This window comes from Herminiimonas fonticola (genome assembly GCF_003293745.1).
Taxonomy (GTDB): Bacteria; Pseudomonadota; Gammaproteobacteria; order Burkholderiales; family Burkholderiaceae_D; genus Oxalicibacterium; species Oxalicibacterium fonticola.
This window is the reverse complement of the sequence record NZ_PTLZ01000001.1, coordinates 403,460-424,430: the sequence shown is the minus strand read 5'-3', so window position 1 is coordinate 424,430 and position 20,971 is coordinate 403,460. Positions and strand designations below refer to the sequence as shown.

Genomic DNA, 20,971 nt, shown 5'->3' with positions numbered 1-20,971 from the left:
TTTACTGCCTTGATCAAATTCAGCCATCTTTCGATGTACCACGCTTCGACCAGCGCTAATTCTTCATACTTTTTCGACTTGGCCGAATTCGAGCTCAACTGGCGTGGCGCGACCGAAAATCGTCACCGACACGCGCACTTTGGATTTCTCGTAATTGACTTCTTCGACATTGCCGTTGAAGTCTGTGAACGGACCATCCTTGATACGAACCAGCTCGCCGACTTCGTACAAAACTTTTGGACGCGGCTTTTCGACACCATCCTGCATTTGCTGCATGATCTTGTCGACTTCGTGCGGCGGAATCGGTGTTGGCTTGTTCGATTTGCCACCAATAAAGCCGGTTACCTTACTTGTATTCTTAACCAAATGCCATGTTTCGTCGGTCATTTCCATCTCGACGAGCACATAACCAGGAAAGAAACGGCGTTCGCTGACCGATTTTTGACCGTTTTTGACCTCGATCACTTCTTCGGTAGGCACCAGAATCTGTCCAAACTGATCTTCCATACCGGCGCGAATCACGCGCTCGGTTAACGCACGCATCACGCTCTTTTCCATACCGGAATAGGCGTGAACGACGTACCAACGTTTTTTACTTGCCGCAGCTGTGCTTGCAGCCGATGCAGCGGCAGTGCTAGGCACGCCTTCTTGCGCGTCATCCTGAATATTGTCGCCCATTATCTTTTCCAGCCCAAAATCAGGTCGTACAACACAACTTCGAGTAACTTATCCGTACCGAACAGGAAAAGCGCCATGATCAACACAAAGCCGAAAACAATTGCAGTCATCTGCAATGTTTCCTTGCGGGTTGGCCAAACTACTTTCTTTGTTTCACGAACCGCTTCTTTGGAAAAATTAACAAAGTCACGACCCGATGCCGACGTCCATGCGATTGCGATTGCAACCAGCAAGCCACCAACCAGCGCAGCAGCGCGCACAATCGTTGCCTTGTCCGACAAAACATAAAATCCAACTACGCCCGCGATTGCGACGAGTATCGCCAAGACGATCTTAATCTTATCGCCTGACGCGCCAACAGTTTGTACGGGATGATTAGACATACTTTTCTACTTTCGATGCCCTGCACCAGAATCGGTGGCAGGGGCGGAGGGCCTCGAACCCCCAACCTTCGGTTTTGGAGACCGACACTCTGCCAATTGAGCTACGCCCCTACGCTTTAAACACTACCACTACTTGAAGTACTTACGGCGACCTGATTAAAGATCGCCGCAAGCATTTCATTTATTACTCAATAATTTTAGCAACAACACCGGCGCCGACAGTACGACCGCCTTCGCGAATCGCGAAGCGCAGACCTTCTTCCATCGCGATCGGGTTGATCAACATCACGGTGATCGAGACGTTGTCGCCTGGCATAACCATTTCTTTGTCTTTCGGCAACTCGATCGAACCAGTTACGTCCGTGGTACGGAAGTAGAACTGTGGACGGTAGTTGTTGAAGAATGGTGTATGACGGCCGCCTTCATCTTTCGACAGAACGTAGATTTCGCCTGTGAAATGTTTGTGCGGTTTGATCGAGCCTGGTTTTGCCAGAACTTGACCACGTTCTACGTCTTCACGCTTGGTGCCGCGCAACAGTACGCCGACGTTGTCGCCTGCTTGACCTTGGTCGAGCAATTTACGGAACATTTCAACGCCTGTGCAGGTGGTGACTTGGGTATCGCGGATGCCGACGATTTCCAGAGCTTCACCAACTTTGACGATACCGCGTTCGATACGACCGGTAACAACTGTACCGCGACCGGAGATCGAGAATACGTCTTCTACTGGCAACAGGAAGGCGCCGTCTACTGCGCGTTCTGGTGTTGGGATGTAGCTGTCGAGTGCATCGGCCAGAGCCATGATTGCTGCTTCGCCCAATGGACCTTGGTCGCCTTCGAGCGCCAATTTAGCCGAACCTTTGATGATAGGCAGGTCGTCGCCTGGGAATTCGTATTTCGACAGAAGCTCACGCACTTCCATTTCAACGAGTTCGAGCAATTCTGCATCGTCAACCATGTCGCATTTGTTCAGGAACACGATGATGTATGGAACACCAACTTGGCGCGCCAACAGGATGTGTTCACGTGTTTGCGGCATTGGGCCGTCAGCTGCGGAACAAACCAGGATCGCGCCGTCCATTTGCGCTGCGCCGGTGATCATGTTTTTGACATAATCAGCATGGCCTGGGCAGTCAACGTGCGCGTAGTGGCGCGCTGCTGTTTCGTATTCTACGTGTGCGGTGTTGATGGTGATGCCGCGTGCTTTTTCTTCTGGTGCTGCATCAATTTGATCGTACGCTTTTGCTTCGCCACCAAATTTTTTCGACAATACTGTCGCAATCGCTGCGGTCAGTGTGGTCTTGCCGTGATCGACGTGACCAATCGTGCCGACGTTGACGTGCGGCTTGGTCCGCTCGAATTTGCCTTTTGCCATTTTGAACTCCTAACAATTTTGATGAGAATGTTCAGGCACACGCCCGACCGACTTACTGATTTATACAGATAAAACTGAAACAACTAAATTCTTTGGTGCCCTTTACGTGGATTGAACACGTGGCCTCTCCCTTACCAAGGGAGTGCTCTACCACTGAGCTAAAAGGGCAAACTAGCCGTCCTATGCCCTGCAAGCTGGCACGTCCAACCTTAAAAACTGGAGCGGGTGAAGGGAATCGAACCCTCGTCATAAGCTTGGAAGGCTTCAGCTCTACCATTGAGCTACACCCGCGAGGGTCACCTCATCTTCGCTACCACTACTTAAACTTCCCTAGAAACTTGGTGGAGGGGGCTGGATTCGAACCAGCGTATTCGTAAGAAGGCAGATTTACAGTCTGCTGCCATTAACCACTCGGCCACCCCTCCGCGGGGAACCCCAAACTATAGGGGAGTCGACCTCTCTTGTCAACAACTGGAAGTGATTTGATGAGTAATATTTTCAAAGATTTTTCAAAGTCGATGCACTTTCGAGCAGCTTTGCTCAGCGGCGCAGATAACTATTTGACAGCAGCGCAGTACTAAAAACGCGTTTCTCTTGCCGCACGCAGGAAATTATCAAGAATAGGCGTGCAATCCAGCAGCTCTGAACCGCCAGCCCGGTGGAATTCAGGATGCCATTGCAAACCCATCACAAAACGGGATTTGGTATGGCGGACGGCTTCAACAATATTGTCACCCTCCGATACCGCTTCAATCATCAAGTCGCGCCCCAGATCTCGCACCGCCTGATGATGGATCGAATTCACCAGAGGCGCGGTTTGCCCCGCGAACAGCGACGCCAGCGAGGAGCCGGACGGAAATTGAATCGTATGGCGATGGCTATCGTACAAGTCATTCACATGCGGCTTGGCGTCCGGCACATCCGACGCAATGTCTTGATACAGCGTGCCGCCGAATGCAACGTTGATCAACTGACAACCCCGGCAAATACCCAGCACCGGCTTCCCGGCCTCGACAAATTCATGCAATAGCTCTAACTCATACATATCCCGCGCACTGTCACCTATCCATTCTGGGCGCGTCGCAGTTTGTGAATATGTCTGAGGAGCAACATCGGCACCGCCCTGCAATACCAAACCATCCAAATGCTTGGCGTAATCGCGCAAACGAATCTTGCTTGGATGCAAAAGCCCGTTTGTATTGACCGTAGGAATCATCAACACCAGCACATCGCGCGACATCACCCATTGCGCAATCGACTCTTCCAGATACTGCAAAGTCTTGCCCTGCAAGCCACGCGCGCCTGCTTCCGGGTGAAAAATTCGCGCTGATACGCCGATTTTCAGCGTGCGCTGAGTCAAGCGGCGCCCCACCTGATCCGACAGGCTTTGCAAACGCGCGGAAAAAACGCGCCAGGTTTGCTTCCACGGCGTGTCATCCGGCAGTTGCCAGGCCGGCGCACTACCTTTACTAAATTCTATTTTGGCGGCCGGCACATAAGGCGCAGCCGGTGCGCGCGCAACTGGCGGCTCTGCCGCGGACTCAGCAGTATTGGCCGCAGTTGCGGCAGTGTTGAGTGGCGGATTGTGATCAGGTGTTGGCGTTTCGGAAGGAGCAGAAACAGCTGGCGGCAAATTGCTATCAGATTTGTCAGACATGGCATCACTTTATTATCGAATAGAGGTAGACAATGAATCGCTTCAATTTATCCGCACAAGCTCAACATTGATTACAAACATCGGGAAAATCACAGAATATCGTTCAAGTCATTAGCAAAGTTTGCGATCTTGTACCGCGCACTCAAATATACAAGCGCACAACTGTCATTACAGCCGATCACAAAACATCTACACACGCATGCGTCCCGAACAACCGATTGCGCTCGAAAAGGCATAATGCACGCATCACTCAACCCGCCTTTCACGACAAACAACGCATTCAAAACATCATGCTCATTATTTATCACAATCCTCGCTGCTCAAAATCGCGCGAAGCATTAGAACTCACTCAGCAATTTGCGACACAACATCAACTTGATCTGGATGTCGTCGATTATCAAAAAACGCCTCTGACTCTGCCCCAGTTGACTGAATTGCATCAGGTTTTGCAATCGGAACAAGCCGTCAGCGTCCTGGATATGACTCGCGGCAATGAAGAGTTGTTTGCCACGCTTGCCCTGCAAGACGCCAGTGATGACACCTTGTTGCAAGCCCTCGCCGCACATCCACAATTACTGCAGCGCCCCATCATCCGGTTCAATCATCGCGCTGTGATCGCACGACCACCTGAATTGGTAAACGCCATTCTGCAAGTGCAGTAAGTACACAAGCTCACGATAGCCAGCGGCAAAATCGCAGCCGATTATTTTGCGACCGCTTCTTTTTTAGCTTCCGCCTTGGTCGCTGGCATGGTCGGGATGTCATCGACTCCACTGATTTTGTATTTTTTCAAAATGTCGCGATACATACCGGTCAGTAAGGAAAGGCGAGGGTTGCGCGGATCCAGACGACGGGCGTCGGCGACATAGCGCCGCGCCTTCTCGCCCAATTGCATGTCCCAGCCGATGTTATCCAGACACTTCAGCGCGGCCACGGCGGCGTTGAAAACTACTTGCGGGTTATGCGGCAGTTTTTCTGCTGCTTCCGACATCAAGGTGACGGCACCCTGAAAATCGCCAAGACGCGCCTTCTCGGCACCAGCAGAAACCAGGTCCACCACTTCGCTTTTGCTGGCTTGCGTGATGCGCTTGAGCAAGTCTTCGCGCCCGCCCTCCTGCAACAAACGCATCGCGCTACTCATCGCTGCGGGGGTAGGTGCGTTACCGACAACCGAGGTCATGATCTCGATGACACCTTGCTCCAAACCATTTTCAAGACAATTTTTTGCCAAGGCCATCTTGGTCTCGTTGCTCAAGCCTATCGATTCCTTACAGGCCAGCAGTGCAACCTCCAGCTCTTCGCTGGCCTGCTCCTTGTCGCCGTTATGACGATGAAACATGGCGCTCGCGATGGCGCGACAAGCTGCCGTTTTTTTCAAGCCAGACAATGATTTCGCCAGATCGCGGATGATCGCAGGAACAGATTTTATTTCGCCCTTGGCCAACGCGGTTTCAACCAGCTGCACATGGTCTTCCGGTTCGCGGAACTCGGAAAACTTGGCCTTGCTGACGACCTGCTGAAAAACGCGATGCGCCGTTTCAGTATCGCCGTTTTGCAATGCGACCTTGCCCAATTTACGCAAGCGTCGCAACGCATACGGTGAGCGTGCCACTGCACTTTCCAGTGTGGCCTGCATCGCCGTCAAATCACCTCTTGCTTCTTGCGTTTTAGCGAGCCAATCGTAGGCATCAAGAAACTCACCTTTTGTCTCTATCAGCGAGTGCAGTTTTTCTTCCGCTTCTTCATAGCGCTCTTGCATGAACAAGGTACTGGCCAAACCAAGATGCGCCCAGGCGATCGACCGCTTGGACAACAACTCGGTATAAATCTCTTCCGCAGCATCGACCTCGCCCAAAGTCATATGCATCTCTGCCCGCAAGCGAAGGAAATCGACACGATACGGCGCTTTGGCGCTCTCGCCTGTCTGGCAAATTTCTATCGCCTCGCCGAGATTCCCCAGCTCCATCAGGCGATACACAGGCATCAACGCATTGCGCTTTTCGATCGCCTTGGCAATCCGCTCCATCAAGTTATCAGCGGTAAAGGGCTTCAATACGTAATCGTTGAGCGCCAACTCCGCAGCACTCACCACCTTGCCGTGCGTACGCTCAGCAGTCGCCATGAAGAACACTGTCGATAGTGGAATCAGTTTGTTATGCCGCAAATCCTCCAGCAATTGCTGCCCATCCTGCTGCTCTTCGCCCAAATCGTATTCGCAAATAACCAGATCGAAAGTCTTTTGCTTCAGGGGGCGAATCGCCGTGCCAGAACTGTTCGCGTACTCGATCTTGCTCATGCCGCCCAAGCTCAGCATGTTGTGTATGCTGGCGCGCATGCCGGCATGCGGTTCGATAATGAGTGCAGTCAGTCCCGCGAGTTCTTGCATGATGTTTAAAACCAATAGAAATAAATGCCACGCCCCTCATCGAATCAATGAAAGCGCCATTACTGTAGAACAATATTACATTTGTTAAACGGCGTCATGGCAATTGTGTGATGCACACGACATGCGTGCAAGTTGCGCGCAACTTAGTGGCAACACGATGGGAAGTGAAAAGCGGGATTTGAAACAGTGACGTGCGAGGGCCGGCTCTTGGCAATTATTCAAGCAAGACCAAGATCCAGTGTTGGCTCTTCGACCACGACTTGATTGCGGCCGCCCTGCTTGGCCATATACATCGCAGTATCGGTACGCGAAAAAAGATCCAATACTGACTCACCAGGCATGTGTTGTGTCAGGCCGATAGATACCGTTACGCGATTGCGCAATTTTTCATCCCAGTCGAAATGCTCGACCTGTTCGCGTATGCGTTCGGCGACATTCAATGCTGCCAGCAAAGAAGTCTCAGGCAGCACCAGTAGAAATTCTTCGCCACCATAACGGCCAAAAATATCACCTTCGCGCACATTGCTTTGTGCAATACGCGTGAATGTACGCAAGACTTCATCGCCACCCAAGTGACCGGCTTCATCGTTAATGCGTTTGAAATGATCAAGATCGATAACGGCAAGGCAAAGTGGTGCGCCGGTTTCATCCGCCAAACGTTTTTGCTGTTCGAGCGCTGCGACGATATATCGGCGATTGAAGCAACCGAGCAAAACATCGCGTTGCGCATCTTCCTCAATGTCCTTGATTTTGCGATTCGCCTTGAACAAGGCGCTATGCAAGCGCTGTACACGATTCGCCAGGACCGCAAAACCTGGCAGCGTCACTGCCAACACTAACAATTGCGCACATTCCAGGGTCAACATGCTGCCATCATTACCCATGGCGTAATGCGCCGCCACCACCAATGCATAACCAACTAAAGTCGCGCCGGCCAGAAACAAAACTTCTCGCGGCGACAGTCTGTGCATAACAAAAGCCATGACCAGAAACAGGAAGGGGATAAAAGCGATTTGCGTAACCGGCGCTATATACACCGTGTACAACATGATGCCGATAGCTGAAATTGTAATCGGCAAACGAAGATTTTTTTCCTGGACCTTCAGATTCAAACCCAGCGCAAAACATAGGCGGAATAATAAAAAGAAAGTACCGATCAAAACGGCATTAGCTTGCAACACACGCAAGCTGATCAAACCCTGCAAATAGAACACGCCCATGACCAACAGGTAAATCAACGCGAGTACGCCGGCAAGCATCAGGCGTTTTACGCGCGCACCTTGACGCACATTGAGATCGAGTGACGACGCGTGACGCGCGCGGACTACATGGACTTTCGACTTCCCGGTTTTGACGTGGTGTTGCGATGTTTCGGCAAAAAACTCTAGCTGACGCCCAGCCTCCTCCGACGGAAAGAGGTCCGCGCGCGTATCAGTTTGCGAAACAGCATGTTGATCACCCGTCTGCCGCATGAAACCCACCGAGAATGGTTCGTCTGAAACAAATAAACCGGCTGAAATTCACCGATTTCCTTTGTGCAACTAAATCATATCCTGCAGTAAATCGCACGGAATATAATCCCTTTTTAACCATTCGTCACAATCGGCACGCATTACACGCGCAATCTTCCCTCAAATACCGCCAACTTCGTGGTTATTTTGCTGAATTTGCTGATATGTCGACGGTTTTGACCGTTTTATCCGTCCGCATATACCACGCTGCAGGCACCGTAATCCCGCACAAAACGGCAACGAGAAACAACGTTTCATTGAAGCTAATATGATGATTAGCTATGCCTAAAGCCTGCCGCGACTGATTTCCAGAAAACAAATAAAAACGGGCCGAATAAATTATCCGGCCCGTTTTTATGGTTCAGCTTTTACGTTACAACGCATCAGCTTTCTGCATCCGATACAGCCTCGTCCGCAGGTGGATCAAGCTCGGTAATGAGCAGGCGATCAATACGATTTCTATCCATATCCACTACTTCAATCCGGTAGCCTTCCCATTCAAAAGCATCAGACATTTGGGGGATATGTCCGAGGAAGGTCATCACAAAACCGGCCAGCGTGTGATACGTGCCAGATGCCTCTTCCGGGAAGCGCACTTCGGTTTGCAGCAATTCACGGAAACGGTCAAATGTCACGCCACCGTCAATCAGCCATGAACCGTCATCACGTCGCACGCCGTCGTCTTCATGATGTTCATCAATCACCGATACGTCGCCCACCAGCGCGCCCAACACGTCGCTCAAGGTCACGATGCCTTCGATCTCGCCGTATTCATCGATGACCAATGCCAGCTCGGCACGGTTTTTCTTCAGGGTTTCCAGCAACTGCATCGCGCTGATGGTTTCCGGCACGAACAGCGGCGGACGTGTGGCAGCTTCGATATCCACCGCAGTCACAGCTTTGCCACGGATCGCCTGATCAAACAGATTGCCAGCATGGACGATGCCAATCACATGCGAGATATCGCCCTTGCAAACCGGGAAACGGGTGTAGGAACTATCGGCAATCTTGGTCAAATTGATTTCTATCGAATCTTCAAGATCGATGAAATGCACATCCAGACGCGGCGTCATCAATGCAGCCACGCGCTGGTCATCCAGACGCAAGGCGCGCGACACAATGTCGTGTTCGGTTTTTTCAAACAGGCCGGCATCGGTACCTTCGCGGATCATGCCGGCGATTTCTTCTTCAGTGACTGCATCATCTTTCTTGTGATGCATGCCAAGTATGCGCAGGATGAATTCCGTCGTGCCGGTCAGGACTTTGACGAATGGACCCATCATTTTCGACAGGAACAACATAGGCGCGGCAACGATAGAGGCGACCGCTTCCGGATATTGCATCGCGATACGTTTAGGTACCAATTCACCCAGAATCAATGAGCCGAAGGTAATGCCGACCACGACAATGCCAAGCGCGATTTCACGCGCATACACGGCAAGGATCGGGATCATGGCAACTTCAGGCTCCAACCGTTCGACCAGCGACGCTTCACCGAAAGCACCGTTGAAAATGCCAATCAGCGTGATACCGACCTGGATGGTGGAAAGAAAACGGCTAGGGCTATCGGACAGATCAAGTGCGGCCTTTGCGCCGCGACTGCCGTTTTCAGATAATTTTTGGAGACGAATGCGTTTAGATGTGACGATCGCTATTTCTGACATGGCAAAAACGCCATTGATCAGGATCAAACCCAGGATAATTAATATGTCCACTACTAAGGGAACTCACGGTTATACCCACAAGCCCTACTGTTGATAAGCCGTGAATCATATCATTAGCGCGTCACTCATCGCCAAAACTGCAAATTTTTTAGCTAAAAGCGTGGATTCTCTTTCAATTCAGCAAAACGCACAGGTTCGCTTAACAATTTCAGCAATCAGGAAGGCGACGGCCGACCACAACACGGCAGAACCGAAAGGCAGGACGAAAATTCGGTCAAAAAGCTGGAATTTGACGTCGCCTATGATGCGGCCAACACCGATTTTTACCAGTATCCATGGCAACAAGGCGTAGAAAACCGTCAAGCCCACAAAAATGACTGCCACCCAGCGAATCATTGCGCATCCTCCGTAGATCCAGAACCGTTTGAAACTTCAGTGTTTACCGCTTCACTCAAAAGAATCTAGCCACTAAAAAGACCAGCAGCGATAACAATATCGTCGAAGCAAACGGCAAGAAGATGGTTTTGCCGAATACCGTAAAACGTACATCGCCAGGCAATTTGCCGACGCCGAATTTCTCCAGCCACGGCAGCGCAGCGGAAAACACGATCACGGCAAGAAAGATGACGAGAAACCAGCGAAACATAAGCAGCTTTCCTGACGCGATGACAGCTAGCGGCGGCAGCCGGCACGCCGCATTTTAAAGTCGGCGAGTTTGATCGGCGCGGTCGAACCTTGCTGGCAGTTGCACATCCAGTCCGACCACGAGCACTTTGAATAATTCGCCCATTTCCGCCGGCGACGTCAGTTTTTGTACAGCGTTGGCTTGCGGCAGATAAGCGCGCGCATCTTCCGGCGAAGTCTTCAGCAAGCGATCGCCCAAACTCGCCGTCAGCAGGAATGCGGCCTGACTCATATAGCCCAGCATTTCCAAGCCATTATTGACGGCAGCATACGCCATCGCAGTGAAATCGACGTGCGCCGTAATATCCTGCAAACCCGGCAGATAAAATGGATCGGGATGTGAGTGATGACGGTAATGACACATCAAGGTGCCTGCGCTACGTTGGTCCAGATAGTATTCGCTAGCCGGGAAGCCATAATCCAGCAAGATCGCTGCGCCGCCCTTGCCGGTTTGCTCCAGGCCCGCCGCCAACATGCTGGCCAGTGTACCCATGAAACCGACGGCAATAGGATGTACTTCCGTCAGATAGCCAACAGACAATTCTTCTTCATAAGGAATTTGCGCCACCAGGGCCGCGTCACAAGGCTGATCGACAAATACAAATTTGCCATCATCGAAGCCCACGCCGCGTTCCAGCCAACCACTTTCGCTTTTGACAACCAGCGAAACCGGCATCGCATCCAGCACTTCATTACCCAACACCACACCAGAATAAGCTGCAGGAAAATCATCCAGCCACTTCACTTGTGGGAAATTTGCCAAAGTCTGTTGCTGACGCGCGCGCAGCTCGCCAGATAATTCGACGATGGAATAAGACTCCAGAGGAATGCCCGCCGCCGCGCATTCGGTCAAAATATCCAGCGCCAATTTGCCGGTGCCAGCACCAAACTCGAGTATCTGCGGCACGCTTTGCGCCATCAGTTCGCCGGCCGCATGCGCCAGAGTTTCACCAAAAAGCGACGTAATTTCGGGCGCGGTTGTAAAATCACCGTCTTTGCCAAGTTTTGCAGCGCCGCCGCTGTAATAACCGACATCCGGCGCGTACAGCGCCAGCTCCATGTAACGGGCGAATGAAATCCAGCCATCATGCCGGCGAATTTCTTCCGCGATCAGGTTCTGGAGTGCGTGTGACGCGCTGAGCGCGTCCGGGGATGGTTGAGGCAGTTGCAGTTGCATGGCGGTATTGTAAAGAAATCAGCAGAAGACACAACTGAAACACAAGCATCCATGTCCACAGACCAAGCAACCGTTTCAAGAAAAACAGCGCTCGTTACCGGCGCGGCCAAACGCATAGGTCGCACGATTGCGCTCGCGCTGGCGCAACGCGGCTGGGATATCGTGGTGCATTACGCGCGCTCGGCCGATGAGGCGCGCGCGACGGTTGCCGAGATCGAAGCGCTGGGTCGCAACGCAATTGCGCTGCCCTGCGACTTGAACGATGAGGCTGCGGTCAAAGCTTTGTTGCGTACCGCGGCAGCACAACTGGGGCCGATTTCCTGCGTAGTAAATAACGCATCACTATTTGATTACGATAGCGCGACCGATTTTTCTGCTGCATCGCTGGATGCGCATATGCACGTCAATCTGGTAGCACCGGTTTTATTGGCACAAACGCTGTTTGAAGAAACCGCCGATGATGAACAATCGGTCGTCGTCAATCTGCTCGATCAAAAACTGTTTAATCTGAATCCGGATTTTTTGTCTTACACCTTGTCGAAGGCGGCTTTGCACAGTGCCACGACCATGCTGGCGCAGGCGCTGGCACCCAAGGTGCGTGTGGTCGGCGTTGCGCCAGGCATTACCTTGGTGTCCGGCGACCAAAGCGAAGCAGAATTCGAGCGCGCACATAAAGTCACGCCGCTAGGCCGCTCCAGCACATCGAAAGATATCGCCGCGACAGTCTGCTTCGTCGCTGAATCGCCGGCCATTACCGGCACCACGATCGTCGTCGATGGCGGCCAGCACCTGATTCCCCTGCAGCGCGACGTCATGTTTGTCGCCTCCTGATTTTTTAAGATTTTTCACCGCAAGATTTTTTGCAATACAACCGGTTTAATAACAGATATGAATTCCTTCCTTTTCCATCCACAGCTCGCCGATTGCCGTCGTTTGTTTTTGCGCGACTACGAAGTGCAGATCAATATCGGCGTGCACGATTTTGAAAAGAAGGGCGAGCAACGCGTAGTGATCAACGTCGATCTGTTCATCCCGCTGAATGACTCGACGCCAACGCACGACTCGCTGGATGAAGTGGTCGATTACGACTTCATGCGTAGCACCATCGCCAAGCGCATGGCCGAAGGTCATGTGCATTTGCAGGAAACGTTGTGCGACGACGTGATCAAGGCGATGCTCGCGCATCCTAAAGTGCGCGCGGCACGTGTGTCGACAGAAAAACCCGACGTCTATCCGGATTGCGAATCGGTAGGCGTAGAAGTATTCCGTATCAAGGGGAACTGATATGTCCCAAACATTGATGAACGATGCCGAGAACGCAGCTGTCACTGCTGCAGCGCCAGCTGAAACGGCCGCAGCCCTGAGCTTCAAAGCCAGCGAAAAGATCGTCTACGAAAATAACAAGTTACACAAACGCCTATGCCGCCAGGTCGGTCAGGCGATCGGAGACTTCAACATGATTGAAGACGGCGACAAGATCATGGTGTGTTTATCCGGCGGCAAGGATAGTTATGCATTGCTGGATATCTTGATGACGCTACGTGAACGTGCGCCTATCAAGTTCGATATCGTTGCGGTCAATCTGGATCAGAAGCAACCGAATTTCCCTGATCACATCCTGCCTGCGTATTTGAAAGAACTGGGTATCCCATTCCATATCGAAAATCAGGATACTTACAGCATCGTCAAGCGCCTGATCCCGGAAGGCAAAACGACTTGCTCTCTATGCTCGCGTCTGCGTCGCGGCATTCTGTATCGCGTTGCCGATGAACTGGGTGCGAACAAGATCGCACTCGGTCATCATAGAGACGACATCATGGAAACATTTTTCCTGAATATGTTCTTTGGCGCGAAGATCAAAGGCATGCCACCGAAGTTGCAATCCGACGATGGCAAGCACATCGTAATCCGCCCTCTGGCGTATGTGAAAGAAGCCGACACCGAACGCTACGCGCAGGTGAAAAACTTCCCTATCATTCCATGCGACCTGTGCGGCAGCCAGGAAAACCTGCAGCGCAAACAGATCAAGAACATGTTGCGTGAATGGGAGAAAAAACATCCAGGTCGCGTCGACAATATTTTCTCGTCGCTATCGACAGTCGTGCCATCGCATTTGATGGATGGCGAACTGTTCGGCTTCAAGGATTTGAAAGCGACTGGCGAGGCGATGGCAAATGGTGACATCGCCTTCGATGAAGAACCGTGCTCTACCGGCTCTACTGTGTCCAGCATTATTCCGCTGCGTTCGGAAGAATAATCTCTACAAGGCTTTCACCTTAAACATTGAAAGCCTTGTGCAAATGCTGCGGCTTAATCCTGTCACAAACCCTGGCAGAAAATATCCACAGTCTGCCGATTCCATCTTAATTGCCCAGCGCCTTTTGCGCGCGTTGCAATTCCGCCTGCGCTTCATTCAACTTCTGTTCGCGCTTGGCGATTTTGTCCTTGTCCTTGCCTTCAGCTTTCGCTTCAGTCAATTCGCGATCACGATCTGCCACTTTCGCACGTGCTTCGCTCACATCTTTTTCGCCTGCGCGGCGCAATGATTCGGGCGTGCAGTTCGCGTCATTCGCTTTCAATGCCTTGTTCAACCCTGCCACTTGTTTATTATTACCCTTTGCTTTGGCCTGATCGATCTGCGTCAGAATATCCTGACGTTTCGAGAGACAGGTATCTGCTGCATCTGGCGCCTTTTGCGCAACCGACAATGCTGCGATTGAGGACAGTAATACTGCAGTAGCCAAACGTTTCATAAACACTCCCTTGTGGTTAGCATTTCAATTTTCCCGTTTATTCCAACTTCTGATTCTAGCTATGCTGCAGCCTTGGTGGATAAACGATTGAAATCGCTGATCCAATCCTGCAATGCCTGCACGAAATGTGTCTTCTGCGCAGGTGTCGCAATATGCATGATGTTCGCCACCATGCCGGCCGTTGCCGCAGTCGATTCATCAAAGAATACCTGATGCTGCTTGTTGCCAAAGTGATCGACCGTTGCCGCAACAAATTTCTTCAGCATCGTAATCGTCGCTTCCCTGCCCGGTTTTTCCGTCTGGATTTTTTTCAATAGCGCGACCAATTCCTGCTGGCGGTTTACACGTTCTATCATCAGCAAGTCGTTATTCAGCGGGCGCGCATCCGATGCGATGCGGATTTTCGCTTGCTGCTCCCTGCTGAAATTGCCAAACCAGTATTCCGCCTGCTTCAACGCCTTCTTGTAACGAAATTCCTGGCGCGATTCAGTATCGCCACTCAGATATTCCTTGCGAAACTTGTCATTGGATTTGGAAAATTTCTTTTCGACATTGGCGATCTGCTCCGCGTCGAGTGAGAGCGCCAGATCTGCCAGCTCGGGCACAGCCCGGTCGGCAATCATCAACACGCGTGTTTTGGCATCGTTATAATCGCCCATCAAGTCGGCTTGCGTCACCGTGCCAAGGTCGCGATGCTGCGTACGACTGATCAGGCGCACGTATTCTTTCAATTGCGTCTTGCGATGCCAGGCAAACACCTGATCGATGCGATTTTTCACCCACGGTTTTTGCTCACTATCGAAATCGACATAGCTGTCTAGCCACCAGTAGGAAATCATTTCACCGTTGCTGTAACCCAGCCGCGCAGCGCTGCAGCCAAGCAACAGGATCGTCATGCAAAGAATCGATATCTTTTTTGCAAAAGGACCAAGAGGACGCGTGATAAAATTTTGCATTCTTTTAACTGGCTTCCTATGAATATCGTCATTCTTGCTGCAGGTATGGGAAAGCGCATGCAATCTGCGCTGCCGAAAGTCTTGCATCCACTAGCGGGCAAGCCGCTACTGTCTCACGTGATTGATACGGCGCGGCAACTGTCCCCATCGACGCTGTGCGTGATCTACGGTCACGGCGGCGAACAGGTACCGCAATTATTGCAAGCCAAAGATTTATCGTTTGCCAAACAGGAACCACAACTTGGTACCGGCCACGCCGTCATGCAGGCAGTACCGCAACTCGATGACAATGCGCCTACGCTGATTCTTTACGGCGACGTGCCTTTAACAACTGCTGCTTCGCTGCAACGTTTGTTGGACATCGCAGGTTCGGATAAGTTAGGCATATTGACGGTTGATCTGGACAACCCCACCGGCTACGGCCGCATCGTTCGTGAAAATGGCACGATCAAACGCATCGTCGAACAAAAAGATGCCAGCGAGCAGGAGCGCGCGATCCGTGAAGTCAACACCGGCATCATCGTTGCTCCTACCGCCAAGATGAAAAAATGGCTGGCCGGTCTTTCCAACAAAAACGCGCAAGGCGAGTATTACCTGACCGATATTGTTGCCAGCGCAGTGGCCGATGGCGTCGAAGTCGTTTCCGCCCAACCAGACAAGGTGTGGGAAACCCACGGCGTCAACAGCAAAGTCCAGTTGGCCGAACTGGAACGCGTGCATCAGCACAACATCGCCAACGCATTACTCGAACAAGGTGTCACGCTGGCAGACCCGGCACGCATCGATGTGCGCGGAACACTGACTTGCGGACGCGATGTCAGCATCGATGTCGGCTGCGTCTTTGAAGGCAACGTCACATTGGCAGACGGCGTACGCGTCGACTCATACTGCGTGATCCACAATACGACCGTCGGTGCGCAAACCCACATTCGCCCTTTCAGCCATTTTGAAAATGCCGTCGTCGGCGAAGCCTGCATCATCGGACCTTACGCGCGTCTGCGCCCAGGTACTGTGCTGGCGGAAGATGTCCACATCGGCAATTTCGTCGAAGTGAAAAACAGCGAGATCGCCGCTCACAGCAAGGCCAATCATTTGACCTATATAGGCGACTCGACCGTAGGCTCACGCGTCAACATCGGCGCTGGCACCATCACCTGCAATTACGACGGCGTCAACAAATCGCGCACCATCATCGAAGACGACGTCTTCGTCGGCAGCGCGACGCAATTGATTGCCCCTATACGCGTAGGCAAGGGTTCGACTATCGGTGCGGGCACGACGCTGACCAAGGATGCACCGGCTGACAAGCTGACTGTCTCGCGTGCAAAGCAAATTACGGTGGAAGGCTGGCAGCGACCGGTCAAAATCAAGAAGTAAGATTTGGAGCAAATCATCACCCGCACTACTTAAAAAAACGCCGGCTCAAGCCGGCGTTTTTTCATACTGCAATCCGCGTTTCAAACTTGCTGCGGTGGATGGAGAAAAAACTTTTCACATTGCGCACATTCGCATGCGACGCAAACAGCCTGTGAACCAGGGCGTTATACGCCGGCATATCGGCGACCTGAATCACCAGCACAAAGTCCGGCCCCGGCGACACGCGATAGCATTGCAAGACTGCACTTTCGGCGGCGACCAAAACCTCAAACTCCACCTGCCGCTCAGCCGCCTGATTATCCAAGGTGATTTCAACGATCGCAGTCAGACCCGCACCTATCTTTTGCGGCGAGACGATCGCTACCTGACGCTCAATCACGCCGGCATCGACCATGCGCTTGACGCGCCGCAGACAGGTGGGCGGCGATGCATGGACGGCCAGCGCCAGATCATTGTTGGTTTGCGACGAATCGGCCTGCAAGGCATTCAGGATGCGGCGGTCCAGCTCATCCAGCAATATTGTGTCGTCGCTCATATGGAAAATATTGTCTTGTATTTGAAATTTAATTTCACTTAACCATTCAAGAGAAATAATAAGCCATTTATTTGAATATTTAGAAAACTTATTTCACAAACCCTACTCTAGACTGTGTCACTTACACAAATCACCACGAGGTTCCCATGTGCGGTATCGTCGGCGCAGTAGCGCAACGCAATATCACCCCTATCCTGGTCGAAGGACTCAAACGGCTTGAATACCGCGGCTATGATTCCTGCGGCGTCGCGCTGCATGTAGACGGCAAGCTGGAGCGCTCGCGCAGCACCGCGCGCGTGGCAGAACTGGAAAAGCAGATCGCCAAGGAACATCTCGAAGGTTTTACCGGCATCGCACACACCCGCTGGGCCACCCACGGCGCGCCGGCATCGCACAATGCGCATCCCCATTTTTCACGCGATCGCATCGCTGTCGTGCATAACGGCATCATCGAAAACCACGATGAGCTGCGCGATGAGCTGAAAGCATTGGGCTACGTATTCGAAAGCCAGACCGATACCGAAGTCATCGGCCATCTGATCGAACACATGTATACCGGCGACCTGTTCGAAACCGTGCAACTCGTTACCAAACGCCTGACCGGTGCTTTTGCGATTGCAGTATTCAGCCGTGACGAACCACATCGCGTGGTCGGTGCACGTCGCGGCTCGCCGCTGATCGTCGGCGTCGGCAATGGCGAAAACTTTGTCGCCTCCGATGCACTGGCATTGGCCGGCACGACAGATCAGATCATTTACCTGGAAGAAGGCGACGTCGTCGACCTGCAGTTGCAACGCGTCTGGATCGTCGATGCGAATGGCAAGCAAGTACAGCGCGAAGTCAAAACCGTGCACGCGCATACCGGCGCAGTCGAACTCGGCCCGTATCGCCATTACATGCAAAAGGAAATCTTCGAGCAACCGCGCGCGATTGCCGACACGCTTGAAGGTATAGAAAGCATCACGCCGGATATTTTCGGCGACAAGGCCTTCAATATTTTCAAAGAGATAGATTCAGTTCTGATCCTTGCCTGCGGCACCAGCTACTACTCGGGCATGACCGCCAAGTACTGGATAGAAGCGATTGCCGGCGTCCGTTGCGATGTGGAAATCGCCAGTGAATATCGTTACCGCGACAGCGTGCCGAATCCGAAATCGCTCGTCGTCACAATTTCACAAAGCGGCGAAACCGCCGACACGCTGGCCGCACTGCGTCACGCGCAATCGCAAGGCATGCAACACACGCTGACGATCTGCAACTCTGCCACCAGTGCAATGGTGCGTGAGTGTGCGCTTTCCTACATCACGCGCGCCGGGGTTGAAGTCGGCGTCGCATCGACCAAAGCCTTCACCACGCAACTGGCCGCACTGTTCCTGCTGACGCTCACATTGGCGCAAGTAAAAGGTCGCCTCAGCGATACACAGGAAGCCGCCTACCTCAAGGAAATGCGCCACCTGCCGGTTGCACTCACCGCCGTGCTCGCGCTGGAACCGCAAATCATCGCGTGGGCAGAAGCCTTCGCCCGCAAGGAAAATGCTCTCTTCCTCGGCCGCGGCCTGCATTACCCGATCGCACTCGAAGGCGCGTTGAAGCTGAAAGAAATTTCATACATACACGCTGAAGCATATCCGGCTGGGGAATTGAAGCACGGCCCGCTCGCACTCGTTACTGAAGAAATGCCGGTCGTCACCGTTGCACCGAATGATTCGATGATCGAAAAATTGAAATCGAATATGCAGGAAGTCCGCGCCCGCGGCGGCGAACTGTACGTCTTCGCCGATGGCGATTCGCGCATCACCTCGGGTGAAGGCCTGCACGTGATTCGCCTGCCTGAACATTACGGCGCGCTGTCGCCGATTCTGCATGTAGTGCCCTTGCAGTTGCTGGCATATCACACGGCACTGGCGCGCGGCACTGACGTCGACAAGCCACGAAATCTTGCCAAATCCGTGACGGTTGAATAAGCCGCTATTTCATGAAAACCATGTCGTAAATTGTTTACTACTGTCATAAAGATCGCAGGCCGCTCATTGAGCGGCCTTTTTTATAGGGCGCTTCCAGATTCAAGGCCTTTGCGGGTACTTGGGCCGATGTATTTTCCCCTTTGCTTATCAGGCATGAAAAATTGCGCCATTTGGAACCGGCATGGATGTATGGTTATGTTTTCGACTGTAGATTCATTGTTAGATGTTGAACGACCTTTCGTTGACGAATTCATTTCAGATGTTGTCGTCTGGAACAATGCCGGATGTTGAGTGCTCTTCGCGGTTCAGACAAAGCGGCCTGCACTAGCTGATATCGCCTAACGGATGAGGTCATCGCCGCTACTGAGATTGCCTTGCTACTACGCAAGCTGTGGACAAAGCAAATTGGCTGGCGGTCACTCCAGAAAGGGCAGAAATGAACAACCTATCAATCGTTGGAAGCTTACTCGCCGTCGCGGCCCTGTCATGCGAAGCGGCAGGTAATTCGACTGCTACGGCACGCGGCGCGGCCGGGAGCAATGGAAGCAGCAGCGTGGTGATTGTGGACGGGAAAACCGTATACGGCTCAAGTGAGAGCGTCATCGGTCAAGGACCAGTGAAGGAAGAAGCCAGACCGGTAGCCTGGTTTAATGCGGTAATGATTGATGGACCTGTCGACGTCACCTACACGATCTCGACGAAACCGTCCGTGCGCCTGCTGGCGCAGGAAAACATCTTGCCATTGATCACTGTTGAAGTAGTGGCCGGCCAACTCGTTCTGGCAACGAATAGATCATTCTCGACCAGCGCCCCCATACGTGCCCTGGTCGCGGGGCCGTCGCCAGTGGCCGTACGGATTAACGGATCAGGAAGCTTTGTCGGTGCCGGGCTTGCGGGCACGGCGCTGCAGCTCCGGATTGCAGGGTCTGGAAACATCAAAGCCTCGGGTTCGGTGGATACGGTCAACGTTGTCGTGGAGGGGTCCGGGGACGTCGATATTGTCGGCATCAAGGCGAAGTCCGCAGATATCCAGGTCCACGGATCCGGCGATGTGTACACGTATGCCTCGCAATCCGCCAGAGTAGATGTCTCTGGCTCCGGTGACGTCCGTATCAAAGGGGCTCCGCCAAAACGCAATGTCGAACGTGCAGGCAGCGGAGATGTAATTTTTGAGTAGATGTACCGCGCATCGCGTTCCGATAAATGCGTACCGACCAGGGTGCACAATGCGACCGGTTTCCATCACATAGCCGCGATGGGCCCGGACAAGGCGAGTTGCACCTGCCATTACAAGAGATATCCCAACGATTCGACATCTCTCGGAATACTCATCGATACACCAGCACGGGTATTTTGCTATGTACGAGGACTTTTTGAGTTTCACTACCAATTAAAAATCCTTGAACACCTTTGCGACCATGCGATGCCATGGTTATCAAATCACACTGGTTATCATCCGCAACTTTAATGATCGCTTCATAGGGATGCTCACTGATGACATGGAGCAATGCGACTGTTACGCCAGCTTCTTTTGCCTGGTCGCGGATCACGGCCAGAAACTTTTCTGCTTGAGCCAGACTAAATTTCGCATAATCTTCACTCGTATCTATCAGCATTTCAGTCTGCCATGTAAAGGTGTGATATTCCGGAATGACATACAAACCGGTCACTTTGGCACCGAGAGTCTTGGCCAGCGATATGCTTTTCTGGATGGCAATTTCAGACAGAGGAGAACCATCGGTCGGAAGTAGGATGTGCTTGAACATTTTTATTCTCCTGCTGTGATTGTATTTTCAGTCTAGGATTTCTTTACATTTTTTCAACATGAGAGTTTGTTTTTCGACTTTTCATTGTTCATTTGCAAGAAAAAC

General features: G+C 52.2%; 21 protein-coding genes and 4 tRNA genes. 7 read left to right on the top strand and 18 right to left on the bottom strand.

The genetic code is table 11. The features are described 5' to 3' along the window. Nucleotides 1–63 precede the first annotated feature (63 nt). The 8 genes from nusG to Hfont_RS02085 form a co-directional block, all read right to left on the bottom strand. Nucleotides 64–678 carry a transcription termination/antitermination protein NusG gene (nusG, locus tag Hfont_RS02120; protein ID WP_112990588.1) on the bottom strand — a complete coding sequence of 205 codons (615 nt, stop codon included), beginning with the start codon at nt 676–678 and terminating at the stop codon, nt 64–66. Next, nucleotides 678–1,061 (bottom strand): preprotein translocase subunit SecE, encoded by a 384-nt coding sequence (secE, locus tag Hfont_RS02115; protein ID WP_112990587.1) that lies wholly within the window; start codon nt 1,059–1,061, stop codon nt 678–680. Before secE ends, nusG begins: the two co-directional genes overlap by 1 nt. Nucleotides 1,062–1,096: 35 nt before the next feature. Further along, nucleotides 1,097–1,172 (bottom strand) — tRNA-Trp (locus Hfont_RS02110). A 73-nt stretch (nt 1,173–1,245) separates the two neighbouring features. Beyond that, nucleotides 1,246–2,436 (bottom strand): elongation factor Tu, encoded by a 1,191-nt coding sequence (gene tuf, locus Hfont_RS02105; protein WP_112990586.1) that lies wholly within the window; start codon nt 2,434–2,436, stop codon nt 1,246–1,248. A gap of 93 nt (nt 2,437–2,529) precedes the next feature. Continuing rightward, nucleotides 2,530–2,604 (bottom strand) — tRNA-Thr (locus tag Hfont_RS02100). A gap of 49 nt (nt 2,605–2,653) precedes the next feature. Then, a tRNA-Gly gene (locus tag Hfont_RS02095) sits at nt 2,654–2,727 on the bottom strand. Nucleotides 2,728–2,775: 48 nt separating this feature from the next. Then, nucleotides 2,776–2,861 (bottom strand) — tRNA-Tyr (locus Hfont_RS02090). 152 nt (nt 2,862–3,013) lie between these two features. Beyond that, nucleotides 3,014–4,093, bottom strand: coding sequence for a gamma-glutamyl-gamma-aminobutyrate hydrolase family protein (locus tag Hfont_RS02085; RefSeq protein WP_112990585.1), 1,080 nt, complete (start codon nt 4,091–4,093; stop codon nt 3,014–3,016). 290 nt (nt 4,094–4,383) lie between these two features. On the opposite strand from Hfont_RS02085, the gene Hfont_RS02080 reads away from it, so the two are divergent. Continuing rightward, nucleotides 4,384–4,755 (top strand): ArsC/Spx/MgsR family protein, encoded by a 372-nt coding sequence (locus tag Hfont_RS02080; protein ID WP_112990584.1) that lies wholly within the window; start codon nt 4,384–4,386, stop codon nt 4,753–4,755. A gap of 41 nt (nt 4,756–4,796) precedes the next feature. Here Hfont_RS02080 and Hfont_RS02075 read toward each other — a convergent pair whose 3' ends face one another. The 6 genes from Hfont_RS02075 to Hfont_RS02050 form a co-directional block, all read right to left on the bottom strand. Beyond that, a complete protein-coding gene (locus tag Hfont_RS02075) occupies nt 4,797–6,479 on the bottom strand; it encodes a response regulator (protein WP_112990583.1) in 1,683 nt (560 codons plus the stop codon). A 218-nt stretch (nt 6,480–6,697) separates the two neighbouring features. Beyond that, entirely contained in the window at nt 6,698–7,951 is a 1,254-nt protein-coding gene (locus tag Hfont_RS02070) for a GGDEF domain-containing protein (RefSeq protein WP_112990582.1), read from the bottom strand. 422 nt (nt 7,952–8,373) lie between these two features. After that, the gene (locus tag Hfont_RS02065) at nt 8,374–9,705 is read right to left on the bottom strand and encodes a hemolysin family protein (protein WP_112990581.1); all 1,332 of its coding nucleotides are present in this window, start codon (nt 9,703–9,705) and stop codon (nt 8,374–8,376) included. Between the two features lie 126 nt (nt 9,706–9,831). Then, nucleotides 9,832–10,050, bottom strand: a complete 219-nt coding sequence (locus Hfont_RS02060; protein ID WP_112990580.1) for a DUF2905 domain-containing protein — start codon at nt 10,048–10,050, stop codon at nt 9,832–9,834. 55 nt (nt 10,051–10,105) lie between these two features. After that, complete coding sequence (locus tag Hfont_RS02055; RefSeq protein WP_112990579.1) at nt 10,106–10,300, bottom strand: DUF2905 domain-containing protein; 195 nt, start codon at nt 10,298–10,300, stop codon at nt 10,106–10,108. A 54-nt stretch (nt 10,301–10,354) separates the two neighbouring features. Then, a complete protein-coding gene (locus tag Hfont_RS02050) occupies nt 10,355–11,515 on the bottom strand; it encodes a class I SAM-dependent methyltransferase (protein WP_181666404.1) in 1,161 nt (386 codons plus the stop codon). 51 nt (nt 11,516–11,566) lie between these two features. Here Hfont_RS02050 and Hfont_RS02045 point away from each other — a divergent pair, with 51 nt between their 5' ends. From Hfont_RS02045 to ttcA, 3 genes are read left to right on the top strand one after another with little or no spacing between them, the layout of a single operon-like run. Further along, nucleotides 11,567–12,346 (top strand): SDR family oxidoreductase, encoded by a 780-nt coding sequence (locus Hfont_RS02045; RefSeq protein ID WP_112991654.1) that lies wholly within the window; start codon nt 11,567–11,569, stop codon nt 12,344–12,346. A gap of 57 nt (nt 12,347–12,403) precedes the next feature. Next, nucleotides 12,404–12,799, top strand: coding sequence for a dihydroneopterin aldolase (locus Hfont_RS02040; protein WP_112990578.1), 396 nt, complete (start codon nt 12,404–12,406; stop codon nt 12,797–12,799). A gap of 1 nt (nt 12,800) precedes the next feature. After that, nucleotides 12,801–13,772 carry a tRNA 2-thiocytidine(32) synthetase TtcA gene (gene ttcA, locus Hfont_RS02035; protein ID WP_112990577.1) on the top strand — a complete coding sequence of 324 codons (972 nt, stop codon included), beginning with the start codon at nt 12,801–12,803 and terminating at the stop codon, nt 13,770–13,772. A gap of 106 nt (nt 13,773–13,878) precedes the next feature. On the opposite strand, the gene Hfont_RS02030 is transcribed toward ttcA, so the two are convergent. Then, the gene (locus Hfont_RS02030; protein WP_112990576.1) at nt 13,879–14,268 is read right to left on the bottom strand and encodes a DUF1090 domain-containing protein; all 390 of its coding nucleotides are present in this window, start codon (nt 14,266–14,268) and stop codon (nt 13,879–13,881) included. 59 nt (nt 14,269–14,327) lie between these two features. Further along, nucleotides 14,328–15,164, bottom strand: a complete 837-nt coding sequence (locus Hfont_RS02025; RefSeq protein WP_241522983.1) for a DUF6279 family lipoprotein — start codon at nt 15,162–15,164, stop codon at nt 14,328–14,330. A 78-nt stretch (nt 15,165–15,242) separates the two neighbouring features. Here Hfont_RS02025 and glmU point away from each other — a divergent pair, with 78 nt between their 5' ends. Then, nucleotides 15,243–16,601 carry a bifunctional UDP-N-acetylglucosamine diphosphorylase/glucosamine-1-phosphate N-acetyltransferase GlmU gene (gene glmU, locus Hfont_RS02020; RefSeq protein ID WP_112990574.1) on the top strand — a complete coding sequence of 453 codons (1,359 nt, stop codon included), beginning with the start codon at nt 15,243–15,245 and terminating at the stop codon, nt 16,599–16,601. Between the two features lie 61 nt (nt 16,602–16,662). Here glmU and Hfont_RS02015 read toward each other — a convergent pair whose 3' ends face one another. Next, nucleotides 16,663–17,136 (bottom strand): Lrp/AsnC family transcriptional regulator, encoded by a 474-nt coding sequence (locus Hfont_RS02015; RefSeq protein ID WP_112990573.1) that lies wholly within the window; start codon nt 17,134–17,136, stop codon nt 16,663–16,665. A 146-nt stretch (nt 17,137–17,282) separates the two neighbouring features. On the opposite strand from Hfont_RS02015, the gene glmS reads away from it, so the two are divergent. Continuing rightward, nucleotides 17,283–19,100, top strand: coding sequence for a glutamine--fructose-6-phosphate transaminase (isomerizing) (gene glmS / locus Hfont_RS02010; RefSeq protein ID WP_112990572.1), 1,818 nt, complete (start codon nt 17,283–17,285; stop codon nt 19,098–19,100). Nucleotides 19,101–19,536: 436 nt separating this feature from the next. Beyond that, the gene (locus tag Hfont_RS02005) at nt 19,537–20,277 is read left to right on the top strand and encodes a head GIN domain-containing protein (RefSeq protein WP_112990571.1); all 741 of its coding nucleotides are present in this window, start codon (nt 19,537–19,539) and stop codon (nt 20,275–20,277) included. Nucleotides 20,278–20,428: 151 nt separating this feature from the next. On the opposite strand, the gene Hfont_RS02000 is transcribed toward Hfont_RS02005, so the two are convergent. Then, nucleotides 20,429–20,866 carry a universal stress protein gene (locus Hfont_RS02000; RefSeq protein ID WP_112990570.1) on the bottom strand — a complete coding sequence of 146 codons (438 nt, stop codon included), beginning with the start codon at nt 20,864–20,866 and terminating at the stop codon, nt 20,429–20,431. Nucleotides 20,867–20,971 lie beyond the last annotated feature (105 nt).